Origin of the sequence: Erythrobacter sp. SD-21 (genome assembly GCF_000181515.1) — a bacterium.
Taxonomy (GTDB): domain Bacteria; phylum Pseudomonadota; class Alphaproteobacteria; order Sphingomonadales; family Sphingomonadaceae; genus Qipengyuania.
Genome location: NZ_ABCG01000002.1, coordinates 350194 through 372285, shown reverse-complemented (window position 1 = coordinate 372285; position 22092 = coordinate 350194). Strand labels below are relative to the sequence as shown.

Genomic DNA, 22092 nt, shown 5'->3' with positions numbered 1-22092 from the left:
CTCTTTCTGTCCTCATCTTTTGATAAGGGTCAGAGCCGCGTGAAGTCCAGCCCGATATCGGCGGCCGGCGCGCTCTGGGTCAATCTTCCCACCGAAACATAGTCGACCCCCGTCGCGGCCTTGGCGCGGATGGTATCGAGATTTATCCCGCCGCTCGCCTCGGTCGGTACCCGGCCGGCGACCAGCGCGACGGCTTCGCGCAGGGTTGCAGGTTCCATGTTGTCGAGCAGCAGGCGGGTGGCTCCGGCCTCGAGCGCAGGTTCGATCTGGTCGATCCGGTCGACCTCGCAAATGATGTCCTTCACACCGGCCTCGACCGCGCGCCGGACTGCTTCGCCCACGCTTCCGGCGACGAGGACGTGGTTGTCCTTGATCATGGCGGCATCCCACAGGCCCATGCGGTGGTTCGCCCCGCCGCCCATGCGCACGGCGTATTTTTCCAGGTGGCGAAGGCCGGGAATGGTCTTGCGCGTGTCGAGCAGGGTGCAGTCGGGATTATCCATCGCGTCGACGTATTCGGCGACCATGGTGGCGATGCCGGAGAGGTGCTGGACCGTGTTGAGCGCCGCGCGTTCGGCAGTGAGCATGGCGCGAGCGTTCCCTTCGAGGCGCATCAGGTCCGTCCCGGAGGGGGCCTGACCCCCTTCCTCGACCAAAATGTCGATCGCCATATCGGGATCGAGCGCGCGGAAGAAAGCCTCGGCTACTGGCAGTCCCGCGACATGAATAGCGTCGCGCGTGTCCATGACGCCCGAAAAGCGCGCATCGGCAGGGATGACGCTCTCGCTGGTGACGTCCTTGCCGCCGCCGGGAAGTCCCTCGCCGAGGTCTTCCGCCAGCGTGTCACGAACGAATGCATCGAGGTCGAAGCCGGTAAGTTCAAATGCCATGGAGTGCTCTTAACCGGGCCGGCGGAGGCCCGGCAAGGGCGGCCGCCCGCCCGCAGCGGGTGCAGCTGGCTGCACGTCTAGCGAGGACGCGCCGGCGGATGTCGGGGCGGAGAACAAACTAGTGAACGAAGCGCGCCACGACGTCACGGTAGCTGCGCGACACCTTCACTTCGGCTCCGCTATCCAGCACGAGGAAGCATTCGCCGTTGGTGTGCGGCTTGACCTGCCGGACCTGGTCGAGATTGACGATGGTCGAGCGGTGCACGCGCTGGAAAGTGCGCGGGTCGAGGCGGCGTTCCAGGTCCTTCATCGTTTCGCGCAGGATCAGCGAATTGTCGCCGGTGTAGATGCACATATAGTCGCCCGCCGCCTCGATATGCTCGATCGTGTCGACTTCAACGCGGAAGATCTGGCCGCGGTCCTTGATGTTGATGAGCTTTTCGTAGCGACCGGCGGCCTCGGCATCCTCGCCCTCCATTTCCTCGACCGCTTCGGGCGCGACTTCGGACAGCACGCCGCGCAGGCGGTCGGCCTCGTCGCTGCTCTTCTTTTCGGCCAGGCGCTGGCGCACGCGTTCGATCGTGTCGGCGAGCCGGTCTTCGTCCACCGGCTTCATGAGGTAGTTGACTGCGTTCGCTTCGAAGGCGCGGATGGCGTGTTCCTGGAAGGCGGTGACGAAGACGAACAGGGGCGGGTCGATTTCCATCACGCCCTGCACCACCGAGAAACCGTCGAAGCCGGGCATCTGGATGTCGAGGAAGACAAGATCGGGCTTCAGCGTCTTGATCGCCCGGATCGCCTCGCGCCCGTTCTGGCAGGTCTCGATCACCTCGACGTCCTCGTGCGCTTCGAGCCTCAGCTGGAGGCCCTGGATGGCGAGTTTCTCATCGTCGACGAGGATCGTTCGGATAGTCATTTTACACTGCTTACCTTCTGGGGGGGATTCATGAGTTCAACACCTGAACCACTTGCCGGTTTCCCGGACCCTGTCGCCTTGCCTGCGGCAGGCGGGTCCGCTTCATCGGCGAATTCGTGCGGAATCTCGATCAGCACCGTGAAACCGCCGCTCTCTGGGCTGCGGATTTCGAAGCGGTGGTCGTCGCCATAGGCCTGCGCGAGGCGGTCGCGGATGTTGGCGAGGCCGACGCCGGTGGAATCGCGGCGCTTGTGGGTCGCCATCACCGCCGGCAAATCGTCTGCCATTCCGCCGACATCCATGCCGGGGCCGGTGTCGGAGACGGTAATCCGCAGCCGCGGACCGACGATCTGCGCGAGCAGCGAGATCTCAGCGCCTTCCTCCTGCGGGCTGACACCGTATTTGATCGCGTTCTCGATCAGCGGCTGCAGCAGCATGGAGGGGATCTGGGCGCGCGAGGCCCGTTCTTCGACCCGGAACTCGGTCTGCAGGCGCTCCTCGAAGCGCATGCGCTCGATCTCGAGGTAGAGCTTGAGCGTCTCGACCTCCTGCTCCACCGTGACCTTGCCCCCTGGTTGGGTGACAAGCGTATGCCGCAGGAAGCTCGACAGCCGGGTCAGCATGGCGTTCGCGGGCTTCGTCTGGTTGAGCAGGACCAGCGTGCTGATCGAATTGAGCGTGTTGAACAGGAAGTGCGGGTTGAGCTGGTAGCGCAGCATGGCGAGCTGCGCGCTGGTGGCCTGCGCTTCGAGCCGCTCGAGCCGATCGGCCTGCTGTTCGACCTGGAGGAAGAAATTGATCGCGTAATAGAGCGCCGACCATGCACCGAGCAGCGTCAGGTCGAAGAAGTAGATCCCGAGGAAAATTCGCACAAAACCGGCCTCGGCGGCCGGGCGCGTAAGGCCCAGCACCCAGCTGTCAATGAAAGCGTAGACACCCACCGCGATGGCCAGAGTCGCCGCCGTCCCGCCCCAGGTCAAAAGCGGTTTCTGACGGATCAGATAGGCAAAGATCACCGAGAGGATCAGGCTGAGCGAGAACCCCGTGATCGTCGCGATCAGGATGACGAAGAAGAATTCGAGCGGCTGTCCGTTGGCGAAGGCTGACATGGCGCGCAGCAGCGCGGTTCCGCCCCAGCCCGCCAGCTGGAGGTTCCAGAACGCCTGGTTCTTGTTCGCAAAGAACGGCGTCGGATTGAGGGGCAACACGGCCATCTGCCCTTCCCCTAGCCCAATTGCTTGGGGCTGCGCCAGACGCTACTATGGCTCTCTGGCGCGAAACAGTGGGAGAGCAGCGATGAACAAGCCCGAAAACCTGACTCATGCGATCATGGAACGCGCCAAGTTCCGCGAGATGAAAGAGGGGACCAAGGAAGACTGGAGCATCATCGGCGCCGAATACCGCGCCTTTGCCAAGGACTTGCCCGATCGCGTGCTCGAACACCTCAAACTGCTCGATGGCGATTTCGGCGGCTTCCCCGTCTGCCGTCTCGAACACTCGCTCCAGACCGCGACTCGCGCGCATCGCGACGGGCGCGACGAGCAATACGTGGTCATGGCGCTGCTCCACGACATCGGCGACACGCTGGGCAGCTACAACCATCCCGAAGTGGCCGCGGCGATCATCAAGCCCTTCGTGACCGAGGAGGTGCACTGGATCTGCCAGAACCACGGCGCCTTCCAGGGCTATTACTATTTTCACCACCTGGGCATGGACCGCGAGATCCGCGAGGAATTCCGCGACAATCCGCATTTCGATGCCTGCGCGGAATTCTGCGAGAAATACGACCAGGCCGCCTTCGATCCCGACTATGAGAGCGAGAGCCTCGAATTCTTCGAACCGATGGTGCGCCGGGTCATGGCACGTCCGCTGGCCTCGATGTACAAGGTCGCGGTTGAGGAATAGCGCCTAGTCTTCGGCGAAACGGCTGGCCCAGTCGGCTTCGCCCGGCTCCCAGCGGTTGCGCAGGACCTGCGCTTCGAGGAGGGCGATCTCCTCCTCGATCATCTGCAGACGTTCGTCCCACCCGTCATGCGTGCGTTTGCGCAGGAGGCCGCCCGAATGCTTCGGGCCCCAGGCGCGCATCCAGCGCGCGGTGTCGCGCGGGTCGCGCCCGGCGTTGAACAGCAGCCAGGGCATCATGCGATCGGCCACCCGCTCGCTCCGGCGGGTCTCGCTCCGGCCCCATCGTTCGGCTTCCTTGCGGGCCGGGTGGTCGAGCAGGACATGGGCCAGCTCGTGGGCGATGGCCGCGGCAAGGAGTTCTTCGGGCATCCCGAACCCTGCAAACTCCGCCCCGAGGAAGACCGTGTCGGGGCCGGCATAGGCATCGTTACCGGAGGTCAGGCGGAACTTGGCCGTGCACACGGTCACCCCCGCAAACACGCGCTCGGCGCTGGAACCGGCGCCGGCGAAGGTTAGCTGCGCATTCCCGTCGGCGAGGCTGCGGGCAAGCGCGTCCTCGATCTGCAGGGTGCGTTTCACCGTAGGCCGCGTCGCTGGCCACCGCGTTTGCACGTCCTCACCGTCGAGGGCGCTGAGACTCTGATTGGGCGCAACTCCGCTTTTGGCGGCGGGCGAGCCGCTGGCGACGGCCTGCACGGCGATTTCGCCTTCGAGGCCCAGCGCGGCCTTCACCGCGTCTGGTCGGCCGTAATTGCCGGCATCGTGGATCAGGAAGCCGAGCGAAGTCTCGGTATTCTTGCAGAACGCGCGGTTGGCGCGGGCAAGCTGCCATCCGTTCTCGAACAGGAGCGCTTCGCGCCTCTGGAACTCGGCATACGGGCTCGGCCCAGGCTCGGCCGAAAGCGGGCCGGGCAGGGTCAGCGCAGCCAGAAGTGATCCCAGCCCGGCAAGGCGCGCAGCCACGATCCTACCCCTCGGTTTCGGCGATGATCTTGCGCATTTGTTCGTAGCCCACGGCGCCCTCGAACACGCGGTCCCCGTAAACCCAGCTCGGCGTGCCGGTGAACTGGAGCTGGCGGGCAAATTCGCCGTTACGCGCCAGTTCGGCGGTAACATCGTCCGACGATCCGAACAGGCGTGCCGCCTCCATGTCGAGCCCGGCGGTCCGGGCCGCCGCTGCGATATTCTCTGCGGTGGGCGATCCGAGCGCGAACATGGCGTGGTAGAAGGCGTCGTACTTGCCCTGCGCCGCGGCGGCGAGACTCATGCGGGCGGGGGCTTCACTGCCATCGAAAATCGGCCATTCGCGGACCACCACGCGAAGCTCCGGGTCTTCCGCAATCAGGCGGTCGATATCGGCCACCGTGGCGCGGCAGTACCCGCATGCATAATCGGTGAATTTGACCAGCGTCTTCGAGCCATTGGGGTTGCCCAGCACGGCGCCGTCGAAGGGACGGGTGACGTTGGCGGAGATCGAGGTAAGCCGGTCCTGCGCGTCCCGTTGCTGCCAGGCGGAGGCCAGCTCGGGCAGGATTTCGGGGTTCTCGAGCAGGTATTCCCGGGTCTGCGGATTGCCGAGACCGCTGAAGCTGAAGGCCGCCGCGCCGGCAAACCCCGCGACGAGCGCGATCAGCACGGTGATCACATGTTTCATCTTGCCCCTTCGATACTTCCTAGCGCCTGCGCGTGTCGCAGCGGGCGCGGTTCATCTCGCACAATTGTTCCATCCATGCGCGCGCTTCCATGGCGATGTCTTGCGCGCGCAGCCAGTCGGGCGAGCCATAGGGCAGCTGCGCTTCGGCCGCCTGCGCGCTGCGCAGCGCGAGCGGATACTGCCGGCTCATCACCTGCTGTTCGGCGCTGGCGAGGCGCGCGCGGGCCATGTCGCCACGCGCGGCGTAGACGACGCCCAGCTGGTACCAGGCGAACGGGTTGTAGCGATCGCGGCCCACGGCAGCGCGCAGCACGCGTTCGGCTTCCTCGAAATTGCCCTTGTCCTCGGTGGCGATCAGCGCATGGCCGAGCATGGAGGCGATGAGCGGCTCGGCCCGGGTCAGGTCGGTCGCCTGACGCAGCGGCTCGATGGCCTGGTCCGCCCGACCCGATTCGAGCAGGACCTGGCCCTTCAGTTCGAGGAAATAGGGATCGGTCGGCTCGCGCGCGATCAGCGTGTCGGCGGCTTCCAGAGCGCGGTCAATTCGGGCTTGCTTGTGATAGGCGTAGGCGCGCGCCAGCAGCGCCGGGGTGGAGGTATCGGTCTCGGGGTAGTCGCGCAGGGTCGCCTCGGGCTTGGCGACATAGCCCTGCAGCTTGGCTTTTATACGGGCGAACCGGCGCTCCCAGTCGGTGTCGAGCGGCGCGTCCCAGGCGGGATCGACCGTGTAGACCTCGCGCAGCTTGGCCATGCGGTCGCCCGAAAGCGGGTGGGTGCGATAGAAACCGGCCTCGTCGTCCTGTCGGATGCCGCGGCGGAACTCCTGATTGAGCAGCTTGCCGAAAAACTCGAGCGATCCGCGCCCGGTGATGCCGGCCTCGGAAAGATACTGCGCTCCGGCCGCATCGGCGCTGGCTTCCTGCGTCCGGCTGAAGGCGAGAAACTTGCCCATCGCCGCCTGCTGGCCCGCGGCCATGATGCCCAACGCCGCCTCGCCCGCTCCGGCCAGCGCGGCGCCGATCCCCGCCAGCATGGTGAGCAGCGAAATGCGCCCGGCGGTCTGGTAGCCCTCGCCGATGCGGATCACGTGGCCGCCGGTGATATGGCCCAGCTCGTGCGCGATCACGCCCTGCACTTCGTTGGCGCTTTCGGCGGCATCGATCAGGCCGGCGTGGATATAGACGGCCTGCCCGCCTGCGACGAAGGCGTTGATCGAGGGATCGTTGATCAGCACCACGTCGACATTGCCCGGTTCCAGCCCGGCAGCCTCGACCAGCGGGGCCGAGATATCGCGCAGGAACGCCTCGGTCTCGGCATCGCGCAGGATGGATTGCGCGACGGCCGGCTGCGCGGTGAAGACCGCGAGGGCAAACAGGGCGAGAACGTGGGAGAGAAAGCGCATTGCGCGCCAGCCTAAGGCCTTCGGGCCTGAACCGGAACTGAAACCTGCGCGGCCATGAAATTCGTCACACGGTCGAACACCAGCGGGTCGCGCCGCCACGGGCTGGTCAGGGCGAGCAGCGGATCGTTATGCGTTTTGCCGGCAAGGTATAGCGTCTCGACCTGCACGCCGACCTCGCCGAGCGCCTTTTCGAGGGCGCGCGAATTGCGAATGCGCACCACGGTGTCGTCCTCTCCATGGACCAGCAGCATGGGCGGCGCATCGGTCCGCGCATGGTTGACCGGCTGGCTTTCCTCGCCGGCCCCAACTCTTCCGAAAGCCGCACGGCTGCGATCGGTGTCGAAGGGATAGAAATCGTAAGGTCCGGCAAGGCCGACAAGGCCCCGTATGGCGCCTTCTGGAACCTGTTCGCTTTCCAGCCAGCGCCGCTCGAGCGCCACCTGCGCCACATTGTAGGCGCCGGCCGAATGGCCGGAGAGCAGGATACGGTCGGGATCGCCACCAAATTTCGCGATATTGCGATGCGTCCAGCCGATTACGGCGGCGGTGTCTTCGAGCATGGCGGGATAGCGCCCCGGCTCGTTCATCCGGTATCCGCCGAGCACCACGACATAGCCTTCCGGTGCGAAGTTGCGGGCAATGAAACCGTAGTCGACCGGGCTGCCATGCGCCCATGCCCCGCCGTGGAAGAAGATGAAGACCGGAAGCGGTTTTTCCGCCTCTCCGGCTCGATAGACTATCAGCCGCTGTTCCGGATGGTCGCCTGTGCTTGCCTGATGGACCTGCTCGACCTCAGTAGCGGAGCCTGACAGACGGTCGATGGTATCGAGGACGGCGGGCGCGTTGCGCTGGAGCGCGATCCACAGCGCGAGCGCGGCCAGCAGCGCCAGGCCGAGAACGATGCCAAAGCTCCACATGATCCGCCGCCTCACGCTGCCTCCCCTGATTCGCCCTTGCCGACCGAGGCGACGAGCGTTTCGGCTTCTTCGTCTTCCAGCAGGCCGATCGAGGCAAGGAATTTGTGCCCTTCCTCATAGCCTTCGCCCAGCCACAGCGGGATATGCGCTCCCTTCAGCGCAGCCTTGGCGGCCACTTCCTCCGGGCTCATCGCTTCGCCGACCTTGCGGATGAAAACCGCGCGGACACGCTCGGGATGGGCGAGAGCGATATCGGCAAAGGCCGTCAGATCGCCCTGCGAATCGTCCCCGAGCAGCGCGAAGCGGATGTCGGGATAGGTCTCGAGAATGCCCTCGATCGCCGCGCGCTTGTGGGCGCCGTGGCTGGAGGACCCGAAGGTTTCGCGATTGAGCCCCCATTGGCGCAGACTGATCGGGCCCAGCGGCAGGCCGCGACCCTTCATGTAGGTGACAAGATAGGAAAACAGGTTCCACGGGCTGGACGACACGTAGAAGAAGGGGCGGCGCGACGCCGGCTGGTGGTCGCCCGCGTGGCCTTCGCCCTCGGGCAGGCCCTCGTTCCCGCCCAGCGCGTTGTAGAACAGGTCCGCCCCGGGGACGAGAATCCGCTCCGCCGGCATTTGCATCAGTACGCGCCGCCAGTTGCGCATGACCGCACGGAAATTGCCGGTGATCCCGGTCTCGATGATCGTGTCGTCGATGTCGGAGATCAACGCGAGCCCCGTGCTCTCTCCCGGCGCGAGGACATGGCCGTCGACGCATTGCGCGCCCCCCCCATTGGTCCAGTGGAAGGTCACCGTTTCCCAGGCGGGCAACTCTTCATAGGGCCAGTCGCCTTCGAGCCGAACGTCGAAATGGACGAAGCCGTCCTTGTCGGTCACACCCTGGTGGCGACGCGTTTCCCCTGCGGGCGAGCGGATCTCCAGCTCGACCGGAAGGTCCTTGACCTCGTGGCTGGCGAACTGCGCCATCATGGTGCGCATGGCGCGCCATTTGCCGCGCTGCTCAAACTCGCTCTTGCGGGCCCGCAAGGCGCGCACCGTGACGAACAATCGCTCCCGGTTTCGATAGCCGAAATAGGGTTGGATACGGACCGGCGCGGTGGCGAGAAAAGGCATGGGGCGGGTCGCTAGCCTGCGATCCGCCCCATCCTCAAGCACTTAATGCGGAAAGGCGGCTTAGTTGCCCGCCAGTTTCAGCGCGGCGGTTTCCAGCAGGATGCTGTCATGCGGGACCTCGCCGACGATCTCCGTCCCGCCATTGGCGGTGCGGCGGACCATGACGAGCGCCGTTTCCGGCCCCTGTGCGGGCAGGCGATCGAGCGGCAGGTGCTCGACGACATTGGCGCGCTGCTCGGCATGGGTCTCGGCGGCGATCACCGCCTTGATGCTGACATCGAAGGCGCGGCCGACGGCCTCGTAGAGCGCGCGGCGGCTGACATCCTCGGTGCTGCGCGCGGCTTCGGCAAGATCGCGCACCGCGGCCTGCAGGCCGACGAGGCTTCCTTCCTGCGCCGGCTGCTCCGGTGCGGAGATATCATGCGCGGTCTCTTCTGCGGCATCTTCCACGACCGGTTCGTAAACTCCCACAGCAGCTTCGACCGCTTCGTCGGCTTCCGCTTCGATTTCCACCGGCTCGGCTTCGTAGACCTGCGCGTCGAGAATGGCGTCGTCCTGTTCGGCTTCGGTCGCTTCGACTTTGATCGCTTCGACGGGCGCGAATTCCCCGGCCGCAACCTCCTCGACCACATCCTCGACGACGGTTTCCTCGAGGATCATCTCTTCGCCGAGTTCGAGCGGTTCGACTTCCGCAAACTCTCCGGCGGCTTCGACAGCTTCGACCGGCTGCTGCTCGAAGTGGGCTTCGACCTCGACGGCCTCGTATGCGTATTGGACGATTTCCCCGGCCGGCGCTTCGAAAGAGGCAGCGACCTCTTCGGCTTCGGCGGCCTCCGAGATACCCTCGCCAGCCTCGTAGCCGTAAGCCTCTCCGACGTCCGCGACCGTCTCATCGGCGGTGTCGGCCTGCGCTACCGCTTCGGGCTCGACCGCGTCCTGGACTTCGTAGACCTCGGCGGCGGTCGCTTCTTCGTCCACGACCGCGTCCTCTTCGACCGGAGCCGCATAGTCGGCAGCGTAGTCTTCGACCGGCTGCGGCCGGGCGGGCTGGTCATAGTCGTACTCGTCGTGGTCCTCTTGCGCTTCGGCCTCCGCGTCATAGGGTTCGGGGGACAGCAGCGTGTCGACCGATGGCGCCTTGGGGCGGAACAGCTGGCGATCGACCTGTGCTTCCTCTTCGTCTTCGTCTTCGTCTGAAGGCGAATCTGACAGCGTGGCGAGGTCGACGGTCTTCTTGCCGCGCGTACCCGCGTTCACCAGCGAAAGGAGGCGGCTGTTGAGGTCGATATCGGCAAGCGGGTTGACGAGCTCGTCGACATCCTCGCCCTCGTCCTCTTCTTCGTCCCATTCGGGCAGGCCGTAGTCGGCCGCGGTCGTGATGCCGCCGGCAGCCGGTTCCTCGCCCTCGTCATCCTGCGCGGCGCCGCCGATCGGATTGCCGAGCGCGTCGACCATGCGGTCACGCTTGCGCGGAGCGGGGTCGTAATCCTGCACCGCTTCGGTCTCGACTTCGGCGCAACCGGCATCATCCTCGTCGGAGACATAGCCTTCCTCGCCATAGAGCGGGGCGTAGTCTCCATCCTCGGCGTCATCTTCGGCGCCGACATAGCCTTCTTCGCCGTAAAGCGGTTCGTACTCGTCCTCTTCACCGTCGTGATGGCCGAACCTTGGAGCGGGCAGCTCGCCGAAATCGCCGCTCTCGGCGATGTTGTTGCCGCGCATTTCGAGGATGTTCTCGTCTTGCGCCCGGGGATCGGACGCTTGAGCCTCGCCCGCTTCGTCTTCGGCGGGGTCTTCGCCCACCGGTACGGCGCCGTGGAAGCGGACGATCTCGGCGACGCTGGCCGGGGTTTCCTCGGCGTCCTCGGTGGCTACGGGAGCAACCTGTTCCATTGCGTGGTCGATTTCGGCGAGCAGTTCGTCGGCGGTGCGGCTGTCGGCCACTTCCTTCCAGTTGACGACCGCGTAGACGAAATCGATCGTGTCGTGATCGCTTGAATAGGGCAGCAGGATGCCGCGATAGGCGACCTTCTGACCCCGGGCGTTGGTGCATTCGTCCTCGAAGGGGACGGGAGCCTGCGCGGTGGTGACCTGAAGGTAGTTGTCGGCAATCCGGGCGAGCAGCGAATCGCGGGGGATGTCGCCCAGTTCCTCGACCAGGTCGTGCATCCGGCATTCGCCGCGCAGCTCGGACCCGATGAACTGGACCGTCGGCGTGGTGCTGCCGGTCGAAAAGTCGAGCAGCACCGAATAGGGGCCGAAATCGCCGAGGAATTCGGGTTCGAGATCCTCGATATGCGGAAGGTTCTGCCCGCCGAGCAGTTCGGACCAGTGGTTGTAGGCTCGCACCTGCATGCGGCGCTCGTCCTGCCCGACCGGCGAGGGCGGCGGATTGGAATGGGCGCCGTGATCGGGGCCGATGTCTTCGATGTGATCGTCGTATTCGCCTTCGCCGTCGAACGAATCGAAGTTGCCGCCTAGCCTGTCCATTGCACTAATGCCCCCGGAAACGAGTGGTTATCGTGTCCGGCTATGCGCTCGGCGTGCTGAAAAAATGGTTAAGGTTAACCGGGTCCTTCCAGCGAGGCGCGCCCGTCAGAGCATGTAGCGCATGCGGACGGTCATCGCCTTGTCCGCTTCGCCGATATCGAAGACCGCATCGGAAAAGCTCGGCGGACCCATGCGCACCGGCGCGTCGCGCGAAAAGCCGAAGCCTTCCTTGGGCATCATGCCGAGCGCGCGGTCGGCCTTGCCGTTGTCGTTCTCGTCATGGAGCAGGGCGATGGCATAGCGGCCGGGCTTCACATCTTCGAAGGTGAGCGTGATCGCGCCTTCGCGGGCATCGACCGTGGCTGCATGCGCGCCGGCCACGCCGCGGCACTTGGGAAAGGTCTTCTCCCGCGTCGTCATGCAGGCGCGCACGACGCCCTTGGCGTTGCGCAGGTCGGTCACGGTCAGCGTGATGGTGGACCCGCCTTCCTTGGGGAACGGCGCCCCGGCGCCCAGCGCCAGCGCGGCGAGCGGGAGCAGGGCGAATCGCATCATATACTTGCGCTCAGACCCTTGTCGGTGCCGCACAGGCGATCCCAGAGCCGGAAATAGAGGCCGTAATTGCATCGATACTCTTCGTGATGGCGTTGATGATGGCTGGCGGTTATCAGCCATCCCCCTAACCGCGAGTGAACCAGCGCGCGGGGAAACATTTCCCAGCCCATGTGGTTGGTGACGCCCATTACCGTCATCACCAGCAGCACGAGGCCGAGCATGGCGACATGGATCGGGACGAGAAAGACGAGCAGCGGGATCACGATGGCGCCGGTGATCGCTTCCCATGGGTGGAAACTCATCGCCGCCCACGCGGTCGGCGGGCGGCTGGCGTGGTGGACGGCGTGCATCGCGCGGAACAGTTTCGGACGGTGCATCAGCCGGTGCGTCCAGTAGAACCACGTGTCGTGGAGGAAGAGATAGAGCAGCGGTGCCAGCGGCAGGTACCAGAGCGGCATCGCGTCCCACTCGGTATAGATGCGCGTCCAGCCATGTTCCTGCCAGCCCCAGGCGACCACTCCGGCCGGAACGCCGTAGATCGCGGCGGAGGCAAGCGACCAGCCGATCTCGCTGCGGATCTGCTGGCCGAGTTTGGCGTGATAGCCGGGAAGCCGTCGATTGGTGGCGAACGCGAAAATGCCGCTAGAAGCGAGGTAACGCAGGGCAACGATGGCGGTCATCGCGGCGGCAGAAAGGAGGATCGCGGTCCACATGGTCGCCTCTGCTATGCCGCAAAGCGGTGCGGGTTAACAGCCGCCTCTATTCGCTGTTCCCCCAAGGCGCGCAATGCGGGTCCGCCCCCACCGTTGCGCGGCGCATGGCGGCGCGGGCGATCCGCTCGACCTCGGTCTTGCGGCGCGCGGCGGCGAGCGGCTGGAGCGGGGCGGGGCGGACAATCTCGCCGTCATAGCCATCGGCCACCACGATGCCACAGCAATCGGGGCGATACTCGTCCTGGTCGAGCACCGCGCGGTCGAGATGCGGCGGGAGGCCCCAGTAAAAGCGGTCGCAGAAATCGAGATAGTCGGGCCACTTGCCATCGCCCAGGAGGTCGCCGCGCTGGACCTTGACCTCGACGATCACAATCCGGCCCTTGGGGTCGAGCCCCATCAAATCCGCCCGGCGGCCGTTGCGCAGGGGCATTTCTGGCAGCAACCACACGTCGTTGCGCGCGAACAGGCGCTGGATACCGCGGCATACGCTCCCCGCGTCGGGAAGGGTTTCGATGACAGGAGAATCGCTCATCCCGAGCGAATGGAACAGAATAAGAACGCGGTCAAGCCGCGCCGCGATGGTCCGCCGGGCTTATTTTGCCGGGACGAGTGCGAGAACCGCAGAGCGCGCCGTGTGGAATTCGCGCCAGAGCGTCAGCGCGGCGCTGGTCGTGTCCTGCCCCTTGGCGGTCAGCGCGAGCAAGGCGCGCAGGCCCGCCTGCATCACGGCGGCAAGGTCGTCGATTCCTCGCCGCGCAAGGTCGAGCTGCGCGCCGCCGGCTGCCGCAGCGCGCTCGGGGAGGTGGCGGATCGCATCGGAAATTTCTTCCTCGCCGAGCTGGGCGAGGATCGCGACGGCCGCAGCCGCTTCGTGCACCGCGTCCCACTGCACCGCCATCGCGGCCGGTTCGCTCAGCCGCGCATCGGGCTCGCCCCGCGCCGGGAGCATTGTCGCAAGCGACAGGTCGAATTCGTGGGACATCGCGCTCATGGCAGGGCAAGCTACCCGCCCTCGCTTGCCAAATTCCTAACGCGCGATTCAGCAAATGCGTTTTTTCTGGCAGGCGCGCCAGCGGCTTGCTAAGCGCCCCCGCCACGGCATGCACCCGTAGCTCAGCTGGATAGAGCGCTGCCCTCCGAAGGCAGAGGCCACAGGTTCGAATCCTGTCGGGTGCGCCAGCTTTTTCAAGCATTTAGTGGTTTTCTGCAGGCTCTGGCCCCGGCGAATCTCCGGTGAAATCGTCCGGAACACGGCCTCATAAGTCGACTTCAGCACGAGGCGAGTCTTGCGAGACGGGCTGACGCATGGTTCAGCGCGAACCGCGAGGCGTTTTTTGCGGGCTGGCCCACGAGCCCTCGGCCAGTCCCGTCGGCGCTTCGTCTTCTAACCAGCGATCGAACCTAGCCGCTGCCTTGGTTGCCATTGATGCTACCATGCTACCGGCGAACCGCACTGGTCGTGAAGTTGCGACGCCCACTACACCCTTGGTGGCCATTTCTGCCATATTCACCGTCGTTCTCGCAGTGTGGACCGTTGCAGTGCTGAGGCCTTCCGCCAGCGACTCTAGCGCATCACCGGTTTCCTTGTATTTTGCAGACGCGCTGCGCACTCCGCTCAGGATAGCAAAGATCCCAACGCCGCCGACGCCCGTTAGCACGGCATCCAGTGCTGTATCGCTAATGTCCAGCACTGTCCCGCCAAGCGCGAGGTCAACGGTATCGGTCAGATCCTCATTGGAATACCCTCCATCGAGTGAACCGGTGATACTGGCGACCTCTGACGTGCTGATAACGGGGATCCCATCGGCGACGGTATCAATATAACTGGCGCTATCGGTGGCCTTGATCTGATAGGCGACACCGTCGATCACGATGTCCGTGTCGGGATGGTTGAAGTGTTCGTGAAGTTCCCCTCCGAAGCTGGATTCTACGTGGGCCTCGAAAAGGGCGCCTTTGGTGAGGTTGGCCAAGCCAGCAAGTTCGGGCCCTGCCATGGTCAAGGTATCGAACCAGATTTCGGTATCGGTCATATCGGCGTAATTGCCGTTTACCGCGCGCAGACTGTCGAAGACGTTTCCAGCCTGACTGATATCGGCCCACGCAGAAATTGGCACCGATAAGGCCGAGAGCATGAGCGCACCTTGCACAACGCGCTGATCGTCAAACTTGTCATGAGGACGCGCCGGAATAGAGGCGATAGCATCCTTTTGGATATCGCGTGTTCGACGTTCGACGCGGTCGGAAAGATCGCGAAAATAGCTTTCGGTTTTGGCGATGTCGCCTGAGGCGATGAGTTTCTGGCGGGCTCTCCGCAGCTCCTCAATTTTCTCCTCAACTTCTTCGAAATCCGGACGAGTGAGGTCGAACCACCACTTGAGACGCCGACTTTCTCGCTCTTCGTCCAACCGTTTCTCCGCATCGGCCTTGAGCTTGACGAGATTCTCGATCGCGCCACTGATCGTTCGCTCAGCATTTATCGCCGGCGACTTTGAACGCTGCAGTTCGATCTGTCGTAGAACTATCTTTCTGGCGTTTTCGCAGAGCTCACGGACCCTCCGGCTACGTTCATTGCGAACCTCCACTTCTATAACACGCTCGAGGTGATAGGAAATTTGCGGACTAGAAGCGGCAAATAGGTCGCGAACTGCTAGATCCGTCTCGGCGGACCTCCGGAGATCATGAACTATGTTTCGGATGTCTTCGGAAGAGGTCGAGCCTATTGCTTTAGCAATTTCTCGTTCGGCTGAAATGAAACGCTGAAGCCTAGATTTCGAACGACTGGCAACTAAGAACGCGGCGATAAACGCCAAGCTGAACAACGCGCCAAGGACAATGATCAGGTGGCTATCGAGCGAGGTCCAGCCGAGCAGGGAAGCCAACGCGATCGACGTCAGAGTTACACCAGCGATCGACCACGTGACGCGCCTCCAAAAAGTAGCGCTGGTCTGCAGGGCAGAGCGCGCGGCGTTTTTTGCATCCATCTGGTTCACCTGCGATCCTTGATCAGAAGCCCACGACATACTAAGAGAAAATAACTCTCGGGATGACTTTCACTTCGAAAGCTGCGAAGCTCCAGCGAGCCTTTTTCCGATCATAGCTTATTATGGCACGTCCCGTGACCTGCTCCCCATCAGAGATCTGTGAAGCCGCAATGAGCGTCGGAGATATGAAGGTTCCGTCCTCCATGAAGCCCATTCCGTTACTAACGCGAACCGGCCCGCTGAACTCCTTCAAGAGATGCTCTGGGGCTGGCTGATCCGATGGTTCAATGGTGAGGAGGTTGGTCTTTTTTGTTCCAACACCGGCCACATGCTCAAAGCGAACGGCTACAACATCGCCAATCTGTGGCTTATCGTTGTATTTCGAAAAGAAGCAGATCCCATCGGTGGTCTTGTCGACAGTGAAGTGGAAGAGTTTCTTATCGTTGTTCAGGCGATCGATAACCGCCAGGCAAACAGGAATTTGCGCAACCAGATAATTGTCGGCGGGCGCGACCAACTGTTCGTAGAAGGCGGCTGATGGCTCAACAGCTTGGGCATCGGCAAACCATGACCGTTTAGAAAGCTCCTCAGCCTTCCTTGGTATGCGCTGCCCTTTTTGCTGTTTGTGTCGAATGACCCGCTCAATCTCGCCGCGCGCCTGCCCTGGGTGATCTCGGCGAATGCACTCGGCAAACTTCAAGCGTAGTTTGCCGATAAACTCCTCTTTTGGAGAGCAGAGAAGCGCCTTTGCATAACAGCCTTGTTTGATATCAGGATCCGGGACCAGATCTCCGAGAACCTCCCACGCCCAATACTCGCGCGACATGGAGCGAACGAAGACCACCGCGCGGTCGCGAGCTTCATCGCTTCGGCCGATCGCGTGGAGTAGTTCGGCTTGGTATCTCTTCAGGTGCGCGTTATCGGGGAAGCGATCGGCAACCCTCTCTAGATGAGGAAGAACGAAGTCGGCGCTGGCTTGACGCTGTGATCTGACAGCTTCCTTAGCCGCACGAAGGAATACGCTTTCCCCCAGTGCGGGGAGGGTTCGTTTTTTGCCTTGGGCACCACCGCGACCGTCTTCCGCCTCTAGAACATCTCGCTGCCAATCTTCCGACCGAAACGAATCAACGCCCCAAAGCTGCAGGAAGGGGATGATGTCGAGTTGCCGCTCTTTGGCGAGCGCAAGTGCTTGCTGAAGTATGATGCTATGGAGAAGCTCCGGTCCGCTCAATCCAATCTTGAAATAGTAATTCAGGAATTTCTTAGCGCGCCCCACAGGAACGTCGGAGAAGTTTCCCTCTTTGCCGCGGTTCAAGATTGCTTGAATTGCTCGGGACAATGCCCATCCGAAAGAGAATAAATCCTGATCCTGAAGGTGGCCATTTTTTGCTAACTCCAGATAGAGGGATATGGCATCTTCGTAATGGCCGGCTTGATAAGCATCCCGCGCTGCAAGCCGCTTGTCATTGAATCTGCGTCCCTCATCGCTGGTGAGCGCGAGAGCTTGTGAGCGATGCTCTGTCAGAAGCTCATCTGTAGCAGGGATGTCGAGTTCTCTAAGCTCACGAGCGAAACGCTGAAAGCTATCTGATTGAGGGTTTCTCGCCTCTCGCTTGACCAAGCCGATTAGGACCCATCCGAGTGCTCCAATATTCCATTTTGTCGGATCGTCGGCAACCGTTCGGATGCCCAGGTCATAGGCTTCCTCTAGCTTGCCTTCCTTGCGCAGCGCCGTGATTTGCTTGTCGGGATATGAGGCTGAACCGCTTCTGGAATTTTTGAAAAAAGACATCGCTCACGCCCCCGGGGGGATAAATAGTGCGCGGAGGCGGGCAGGATGTCTGCAAACGAAAGCAAGGATCATACGACTATTTCCGTCGTCATGACCTTAAGAACATCGTGCAACAAGTCATCATCCCTAAGACTGGGAAATCCGCCAGAACGTAGAGGGACTACCTTTGTAAAGCGCTCTCTCCCGTCAAAATATATATCGACCGTCGCAGAGGCCTGATCACGCGAGGTGACATAGCGCAGGTTCCATTGCTTCTCGTCCACGGAGATAGTGTCGATGCCTCGATGTGTGAGCAACCCTTTCAGGCGAGTATCGAATTCGGCGAGAAATGGCCTGCTGAGCCTAGCCCCAGATTTATCCTCATCCAAGCCCGTTGCTTCTTGGGCCGGGCTTCGACCAGCCAAAGATACAAGGCGCTGACGTAGCTCCTCCGCGAGATCAGTTTCGGACATGATAGAGACCGAACCCACCTGGAAATTCTTATTGTAGCTGACGTTGACGCGACACTCGTGAACCCCTTTGCCGCAGTAAAAGACCTCCTGATAGGGTTTATGCGCAACGTCCTCAATCGTGATGTCACTACCCTCGAGGCGCTCACGAATTGCATTCCGAAGAGCATCTCTGAACTGGCTAATGGGAGATTTATTCGGATTCTCGAGACTGCCTTCGGGCCTGTTTTGCTGTTCGCGGAAATCAAGGCCAGATACTTTGAGCCGAACTTCAGGAGGGTTCACCAGAAATAGCATCGAGCTCGAGCGGGTCATTGCGGTGTAGAGCCAGCGGAAATAATCTTCGTTTCTGGGATCGCCTCCGCTCGGGCAGATCACAAATACGTTTTTCCACTCTCCCCCTTGAGCCTTATGCCCTGTCACCGCGTAGCCGAATTTGACCCGCATAGCGTTAAAGTAGGGATCATTATGAAGTGCGACGTGAAACTGGTGCGGGTCTTGGCCGCGCAGGTCTGGGTGCCGCCTTAGGAAATCGACGTAGAGAGCCCGCTGCTCATCCGCCGAAAGATTGGCCTGGCCATCGTGCAAGAGAGTGTCGAGCACCTTCACCCTCTGCACGAATTTCTCTTCGCCTTCAGCCCTTAGAGCAATTTCCAATTCCCTGAAAACCAGCGTTACCTCGCTAGTTTCTACTTCATCAGAATCGCCTACGCGGGTGCGAAGCCTTACGCTTCGCCTTTCAACCATTGGCTCGGCGGAAACGACATCGACGAATTCGCCATTTGCCACGAAATGGCCGCCAACAATCGTGTTACTCGTAACGAGCAGCCTATCACCGGCGCAAACGGAGTCGCGTCCAGGAAAAATCTGCGAGTGAACCGCTTTATTGAATTCGGCAGCTTCCGCATTGGAACGGGCAATCACAATTGGAAGTTCGTCGGTCTGATCGCGAACAATTTTCAGATACGCGGGAAGAAGATCTTCGGAGTCTAGGCGCACCACGTCTTCTGAAAAATTGAATTCCAAACCGCGGTAGACGCCTTGCTCCACGCCATCTCGCAGCTGCGCGACATTTGCAAGGATGCCGCTATCGGACTTCTGCCGAACGACTTCGGTCAAGCGATACTCGTGAGCTTCAATGCCGAATTGTGCTTTGAGATATTCCCGGTCTAGCGCTGGAGATGTGTTCATCCCGACGGGGGGAATTTGGACAGGATCGCCGATGAAGATGATCTTTCGGTCATTCTCGCTCGCGTTGAAACCTGCGAAGTTCATGATGTCGCGCAGGAGATAGCCACTACCGGAGCGGAAGAAATCTGACTCAGAATAATCGTCAGAGACCAATGATGCTTCATCGATCAGGTAGACAGCATTGGCAGGATCACGGTTTGGCGCGACATCCGCGTAGAATTTGAACGTGGCAAGATCGGCGCCATCTTCACCATCGAATTCCCGCAAATTTCCGTAGTCATAAATGAGGCTATGGAGTGTGCGGGCATCCCGGCCGGTCTTATCAGCAATTATCTTTGCCGCCCTACCCGTGGGCGCGGCCAATCGATACCCACGGCCTTGCGCGGAAAGATATTCCACCAGACCTCTCGCCATGAAGGTTTTACCGGCGCCGGCGTCACCTTTAAGCAAGAACACTCGCGCGGATGGGTCTGACAAGAACGCTTCGAGCTTATCTGCGCAGGCTTGCTGATCTTCGTTGAGGTCCTCCAGAAACGCCTCGCGCAATGTCATGCGCGTCCGCAGATGCCTTACTCTGGGATCTACTTGGGACAGAGCATGGCTTACCTCGTCCTGTATCCGGCGAATCCGTTCTTGCGGAAAGCGAAATACGTTGGAAGGTGCCTCATCCTGATCATTGTTTTCGGGAACAGCCGCGTCGGCATTCTCCTGTTGGGAGTGAAAACCAGGACTGCCTTGCCCATAGGGACGGATAATCCAGTCAACGTCAGGGCGCACGAGCCTAGCGAACCAGCAACCCAAGGACCAGGCATCGATTGTCAGATCTTCGGCCTGAGAGGTTGTCACCTTGCGTCCGTGCGCACCCCGGTTTCCAAAGTTTCGGATGGCCTGAAGCTTGGCGAGCAGACGGCGGTTCAAGAAACCGCTCTTCTCGAGAAGATTTAGACGCTCTGCATGGGTCTGACTTGTCTGGAAGGTCAGGCCGTAATGATCGAACAACATCTCGACCATGCGTTCGGTATAAGATCGTAGTCTGACCGCCGTGATATCCGGCTCATCGTGAGCAGCACTTTCGGCACGTGATCCTAGATCATAAAGATCCGGCCAAACGCTTTTCAGAAACCCAAAATTGTCAACGTTTTCAGATGTCATTAGATCGTTCTAGGACGAGCCCCCTCTTTCGCCAACTGCATCAGCATAGTTTAGCTAACGTATAGCGAAATCTTCTGGTGGACACATATCGAGGATGACCCTTCCGGGACAGAACGCCCGGATGTTGAACCGAGAGCCCTGTAAGAATTCGTATAACCCTCAGATGCTTACCTTAGGATAGTTGCAGAATCCTAAATACCCCTAACTAGAAATGGGTTTGTGACCCTTAGTCGCGACGAGATGGTCGATATCGTCAGACTCAGGATACCACGTCGCCGCTTTTATCGACGAGAGCAAAGTAAGAATGGCTAAAGCGTTTTCCCCATCGAGATGTGCAATAGATTGCGGCGCCCAGCCACCCCACGCTCGAACGTTATACCAGCTGAGAAGGAAAGCCTCACACACGCTTGCTGCAGATGTATCAGTCATCGCGACTGATAGAATGCGCTCGTATGCGGACTTCACGGCTTTAGTTTGCCTTGAGTAACCCATTTTGCTTTCCCTTATCTAAGTCGCTTCAAGCTCTGAAAGCTTTGGGAGCGAACGCAATAATCTCGTCAATGATCTCTTCGGTGACCTTCAGAGCGAGTGGGAAATCGCCGGGTGTATCGATTCCGTAGAGGTCCGACGGGTCCGGACGATGATGGCCCAACATATATTTGCCCTCGATCCACGCGGTGCGGCCAAGGCGATCGCGGCCCAGCTGTGCCATCGACCGGCGAATGAGTTTCAACCCTGCTTCACGATCGCCGGGAAGCCCGAGCGCGTCTTGCATTGCTTCGAACGCCTTCCGGACGGAGGCAACGGTTACGAAGAAACCGTGGGTGGAGTCCAACAACGGTGCCACCTGAGAGGCAATCGGAACTGTCGGACGATACTTACGGGTCTGAGTGCGGCCCTTGGGGTTGAGGTTGAGCAACCGGCGTTTTGACTGCCACTGACCACGCTTTCTGCTGGTCGATACGTCATGCGCTGCATCCGGGCGCGCCCACGTGGCTACGCTGATTTGCAGAAAGCGCAGGAGGTTGCGACGGTCCGCGACGCGCTTCGCATAGACCTTGTCACTTTCTCCATCTTTTCTGGGCGGCTCGGTGCAATAGCGAAACATATCAGCGAGCTCGGATACCGACGCACGGTAGGTCGGAGTATGGCTTACCTCGGTATGCTTCTTTGGCTTGAACTGGGCACCCTTTCGAATGTGTTCCTTCTTCTTTGCGTAGTTGATCGCCGCTGCTAGTTGCCTGACACTTGCTTCGACTGTGCCGGGAGCACGTTCCCGGGTCGAACCATTGCCCTCCTCGACAGGGATCAAAATATTCCATTCGCGGAATTCCTCGATCCATTCTTCGTCCACCTCGTTACATAGAGTGGCTACGGCATCGTTCTGCGCAAGGAAGTCCAGCACATGAGCGAGCCGTGGCCGTATTGAGCTGATACTCGGCCTGTTCTGTCTGGCAGCCACGTATGCTTCGATGGCTTCGGTGAGCAGATAGCTGTCGTCGGCTGCGATGGGTTGGCCACAGGCGTAACAGACGGCCCGTCCTTTCTCGTTTGCGAGGTAGAGCGCGTCCAGCTGCAGCTCAGCTACTTCAGCATCCGCCGTGCCCGTCGACTTGCTTCGTTGACGTCCTGCAGTCGCGTCATACCAGACGATCTGGAGATAGGGGGATCGGAGGGTGCCGTCGCGCTTCCGATCGTAGACGAGTTTGTAGTCTCCCCGCTCGTAGAGGGGCTTCTCCGTTTTGCGCATTCTAACCTCTGTTGTTTTGCAGCCTCGGTCTGAATGAGTTCACCGACGCCAATCTCGTTGAGCCGGTCGAGCGCGACGGAATCGAGCCGAAGCCCTTTTCCCTTCTCGCTGTTCCTCGACCACTTCCGGGCGATCTCACCCAAAGACTGCTCCACGCTTCGCTCCTGCAAATTCACACGCCAAATTGGCTGATTAAACTTGTAGATTTTGTCCGAAT

Annotated in this window: 18 protein-coding genes and 1 tRNA gene; 2 read left to right on the top strand and 17 right to left on the bottom strand. The window is 61.3% G+C overall.

What is annotated here, in order from left to right; translation table 11 throughout:
* Nucleotides 1-29: 29 nt before the first annotated feature.
* The 3 genes from nadC to ED21_RS05075 form a co-directional block, all read right to left on the bottom strand.
* Nucleotides 30-890 carry a carboxylating nicotinate-nucleotide diphosphorylase gene (gene nadC, locus ED21_RS05085; RefSeq protein WP_006832771.1) on the bottom strand — a complete coding sequence of 287 codons (861 nt, stop codon included), beginning with the start codon at nucleotides 888-890 and terminating at the stop codon, nucleotides 30-32.
* A 118-nt stretch (nucleotides 891-1008) separates the two neighbouring features.
* Nucleotides 1009-1806: a LytTR family DNA-binding domain-containing protein gene (locus tag ED21_RS05080; RefSeq protein WP_006832770.1), complete on the bottom strand. Its 798-nt coding sequence runs from the start codon at nucleotides 1804-1806 to the stop codon at nucleotides 1009-1011.
* Nucleotides 1803-3020, bottom strand: a complete 1218-nt coding sequence (locus ED21_RS05075; RefSeq protein WP_006832769.1) for a sensor histidine kinase — start codon at nucleotides 3018-3020, stop codon at nucleotides 1803-1805. The genes ED21_RS05080 and ED21_RS05075 overlap by 4 nt, the downstream gene beginning before the upstream one ends.
* Nucleotides 3021-3102: 82 nt before the next feature.
* Here ED21_RS05075 and ED21_RS05070 point away from each other — a divergent pair, with 82 nt between their 5' ends.
* Nucleotides 3103-3711, top strand: a complete 609-nt coding sequence (locus ED21_RS05070) for an HD domain-containing protein (RefSeq protein ID WP_006832768.1) — start codon at nucleotides 3103-3105, stop codon at nucleotides 3709-3711.
* A gap of 3 nt (nucleotides 3712-3714) precedes the next feature.
* Here ED21_RS05070 and ED21_RS05065 read toward each other — a convergent pair whose 3' ends face one another.
* From ED21_RS05065 to ED21_RS05020, 10 genes are all read right to left on the bottom strand, one after another.
* Entirely contained in the window at nucleotides 3715-4674 is a 960-nt protein-coding gene (locus ED21_RS05065; protein WP_006832767.1) for a hypothetical protein, read from the bottom strand.
* Between the two features lie 4 nt (nucleotides 4675-4678).
* The gene (locus ED21_RS05060) at nucleotides 4679-5365 is read right to left on the bottom strand and encodes a DsbA family protein (RefSeq protein WP_006832766.1); all 687 of its coding nucleotides are present in this window, start codon (nucleotides 5363-5365) and stop codon (nucleotides 4679-4681) included.
* Nucleotides 5366-5384: 19 nt separating this feature from the next.
* Nucleotides 5385-6767: a M48 family metalloprotease gene (locus ED21_RS05055; protein WP_006832765.1), complete on the bottom strand. Its 1383-nt coding sequence runs from the start codon at nucleotides 6765-6767 to the stop codon at nucleotides 5385-5387.
* A gap of 11 nt (nucleotides 6768-6778) precedes the next feature.
* A complete protein-coding gene (locus ED21_RS05050; protein ID WP_156787304.1) occupies nucleotides 6779-7699 on the bottom strand; it encodes an alpha/beta hydrolase in 921 nt (306 codons plus the stop codon).
* Complete coding sequence (locus tag ED21_RS05045; RefSeq protein ID WP_006832763.1) at nucleotides 7696-8802, bottom strand: phosphatase domain-containing protein; 1107 nt, start codon at nucleotides 8800-8802, stop codon at nucleotides 7696-7698. Before ED21_RS05045 ends, ED21_RS05050 begins: the two co-directional genes overlap by 4 nt.
* Before the next feature lie 60 nt (nucleotides 8803-8862).
* A complete protein-coding gene (locus ED21_RS14650; protein ID WP_006832762.1) occupies nucleotides 8863-11292 on the bottom strand; it encodes a hypothetical protein in 2430 nt (809 codons plus the stop codon).
* Nucleotides 11293-11397: 105 nt separating this feature from the next.
* Complete coding sequence (locus ED21_RS05035) at nucleotides 11398-11847, bottom strand: DUF2141 domain-containing protein (protein WP_006832761.1); 450 nt, start codon at nucleotides 11845-11847, stop codon at nucleotides 11398-11400.
* Nucleotides 11844-12560 (bottom strand): sterol desaturase family protein, encoded by a 717-nt coding sequence (locus ED21_RS05030; protein ID WP_006832760.1) that lies wholly within the window; start codon nucleotides 12558-12560, stop codon nucleotides 11844-11846. Before ED21_RS05030 ends, ED21_RS05035 begins: the two co-directional genes overlap by 4 nt.
* A 46-nt stretch (nucleotides 12561-12606) precedes the next feature.
* Nucleotides 12607-13092, bottom strand: coding sequence for an MmcB family DNA repair protein (locus ED21_RS05025; RefSeq protein WP_006832759.1), 486 nt, complete (start codon nucleotides 13090-13092; stop codon nucleotides 12607-12609).
* A gap of 60 nt (nucleotides 13093-13152) precedes the next feature.
* Nucleotides 13153-13551, bottom strand: a complete 399-nt coding sequence (locus ED21_RS05020; RefSeq protein WP_006832758.1) for a hypothetical protein — start codon at nucleotides 13549-13551, stop codon at nucleotides 13153-13155.
* Between the two features lie 111 nt (nucleotides 13552-13662).
* On the opposite strand from ED21_RS05020, the gene ED21_RS05015 reads away from it, so the two are divergent.
* Nucleotides 13663-13739: transfer RNA gene (locus ED21_RS05015), tRNA-Arg, on the top strand.
* Nucleotides 13740-13870: 131 nt separating this feature from the next.
* Here ED21_RS05015 and ED21_RS14645 read toward each other — a convergent pair.
* The 4 genes from ED21_RS14645 to ED21_RS04995 form a co-directional block, all read right to left on the bottom strand.
* On the bottom strand, nucleotides 13871-15550 hold the full coding sequence (locus tag ED21_RS14645; RefSeq protein ID WP_156787302.1) for a hypothetical protein: 1680 nt from the start codon (nucleotides 15548-15550) through the stop codon (nucleotides 13871-13873).
* A gap of 31 nt (nucleotides 15551-15581) precedes the next feature.
* Nucleotides 15582-17333, bottom strand: a complete 1752-nt coding sequence (locus ED21_RS05005) for a hypothetical protein (protein ID WP_006832756.1) — start codon at nucleotides 17331-17333, stop codon at nucleotides 15582-15584.
* A gap of 68 nt (nucleotides 17334-17401) precedes the next feature.
* Nucleotides 17402-20125, bottom strand: a complete 2724-nt coding sequence (locus ED21_RS05000) for an ATP-dependent RecD-like DNA helicase (protein WP_083800375.1) — start codon at nucleotides 20123-20125, stop codon at nucleotides 17402-17404.
* A 517-nt stretch (nucleotides 20126-20642) separates the two neighbouring features.
* Nucleotides 20643-21875 (bottom strand): phage integrase SAM-like domain-containing protein, encoded by a 1233-nt coding sequence (locus tag ED21_RS04995; RefSeq protein ID WP_006832754.1) that lies wholly within the window; start codon nucleotides 21873-21875, stop codon nucleotides 20643-20645.
* Between the last annotated feature and the right edge of the window lie 217 nt (nucleotides 21876-22092).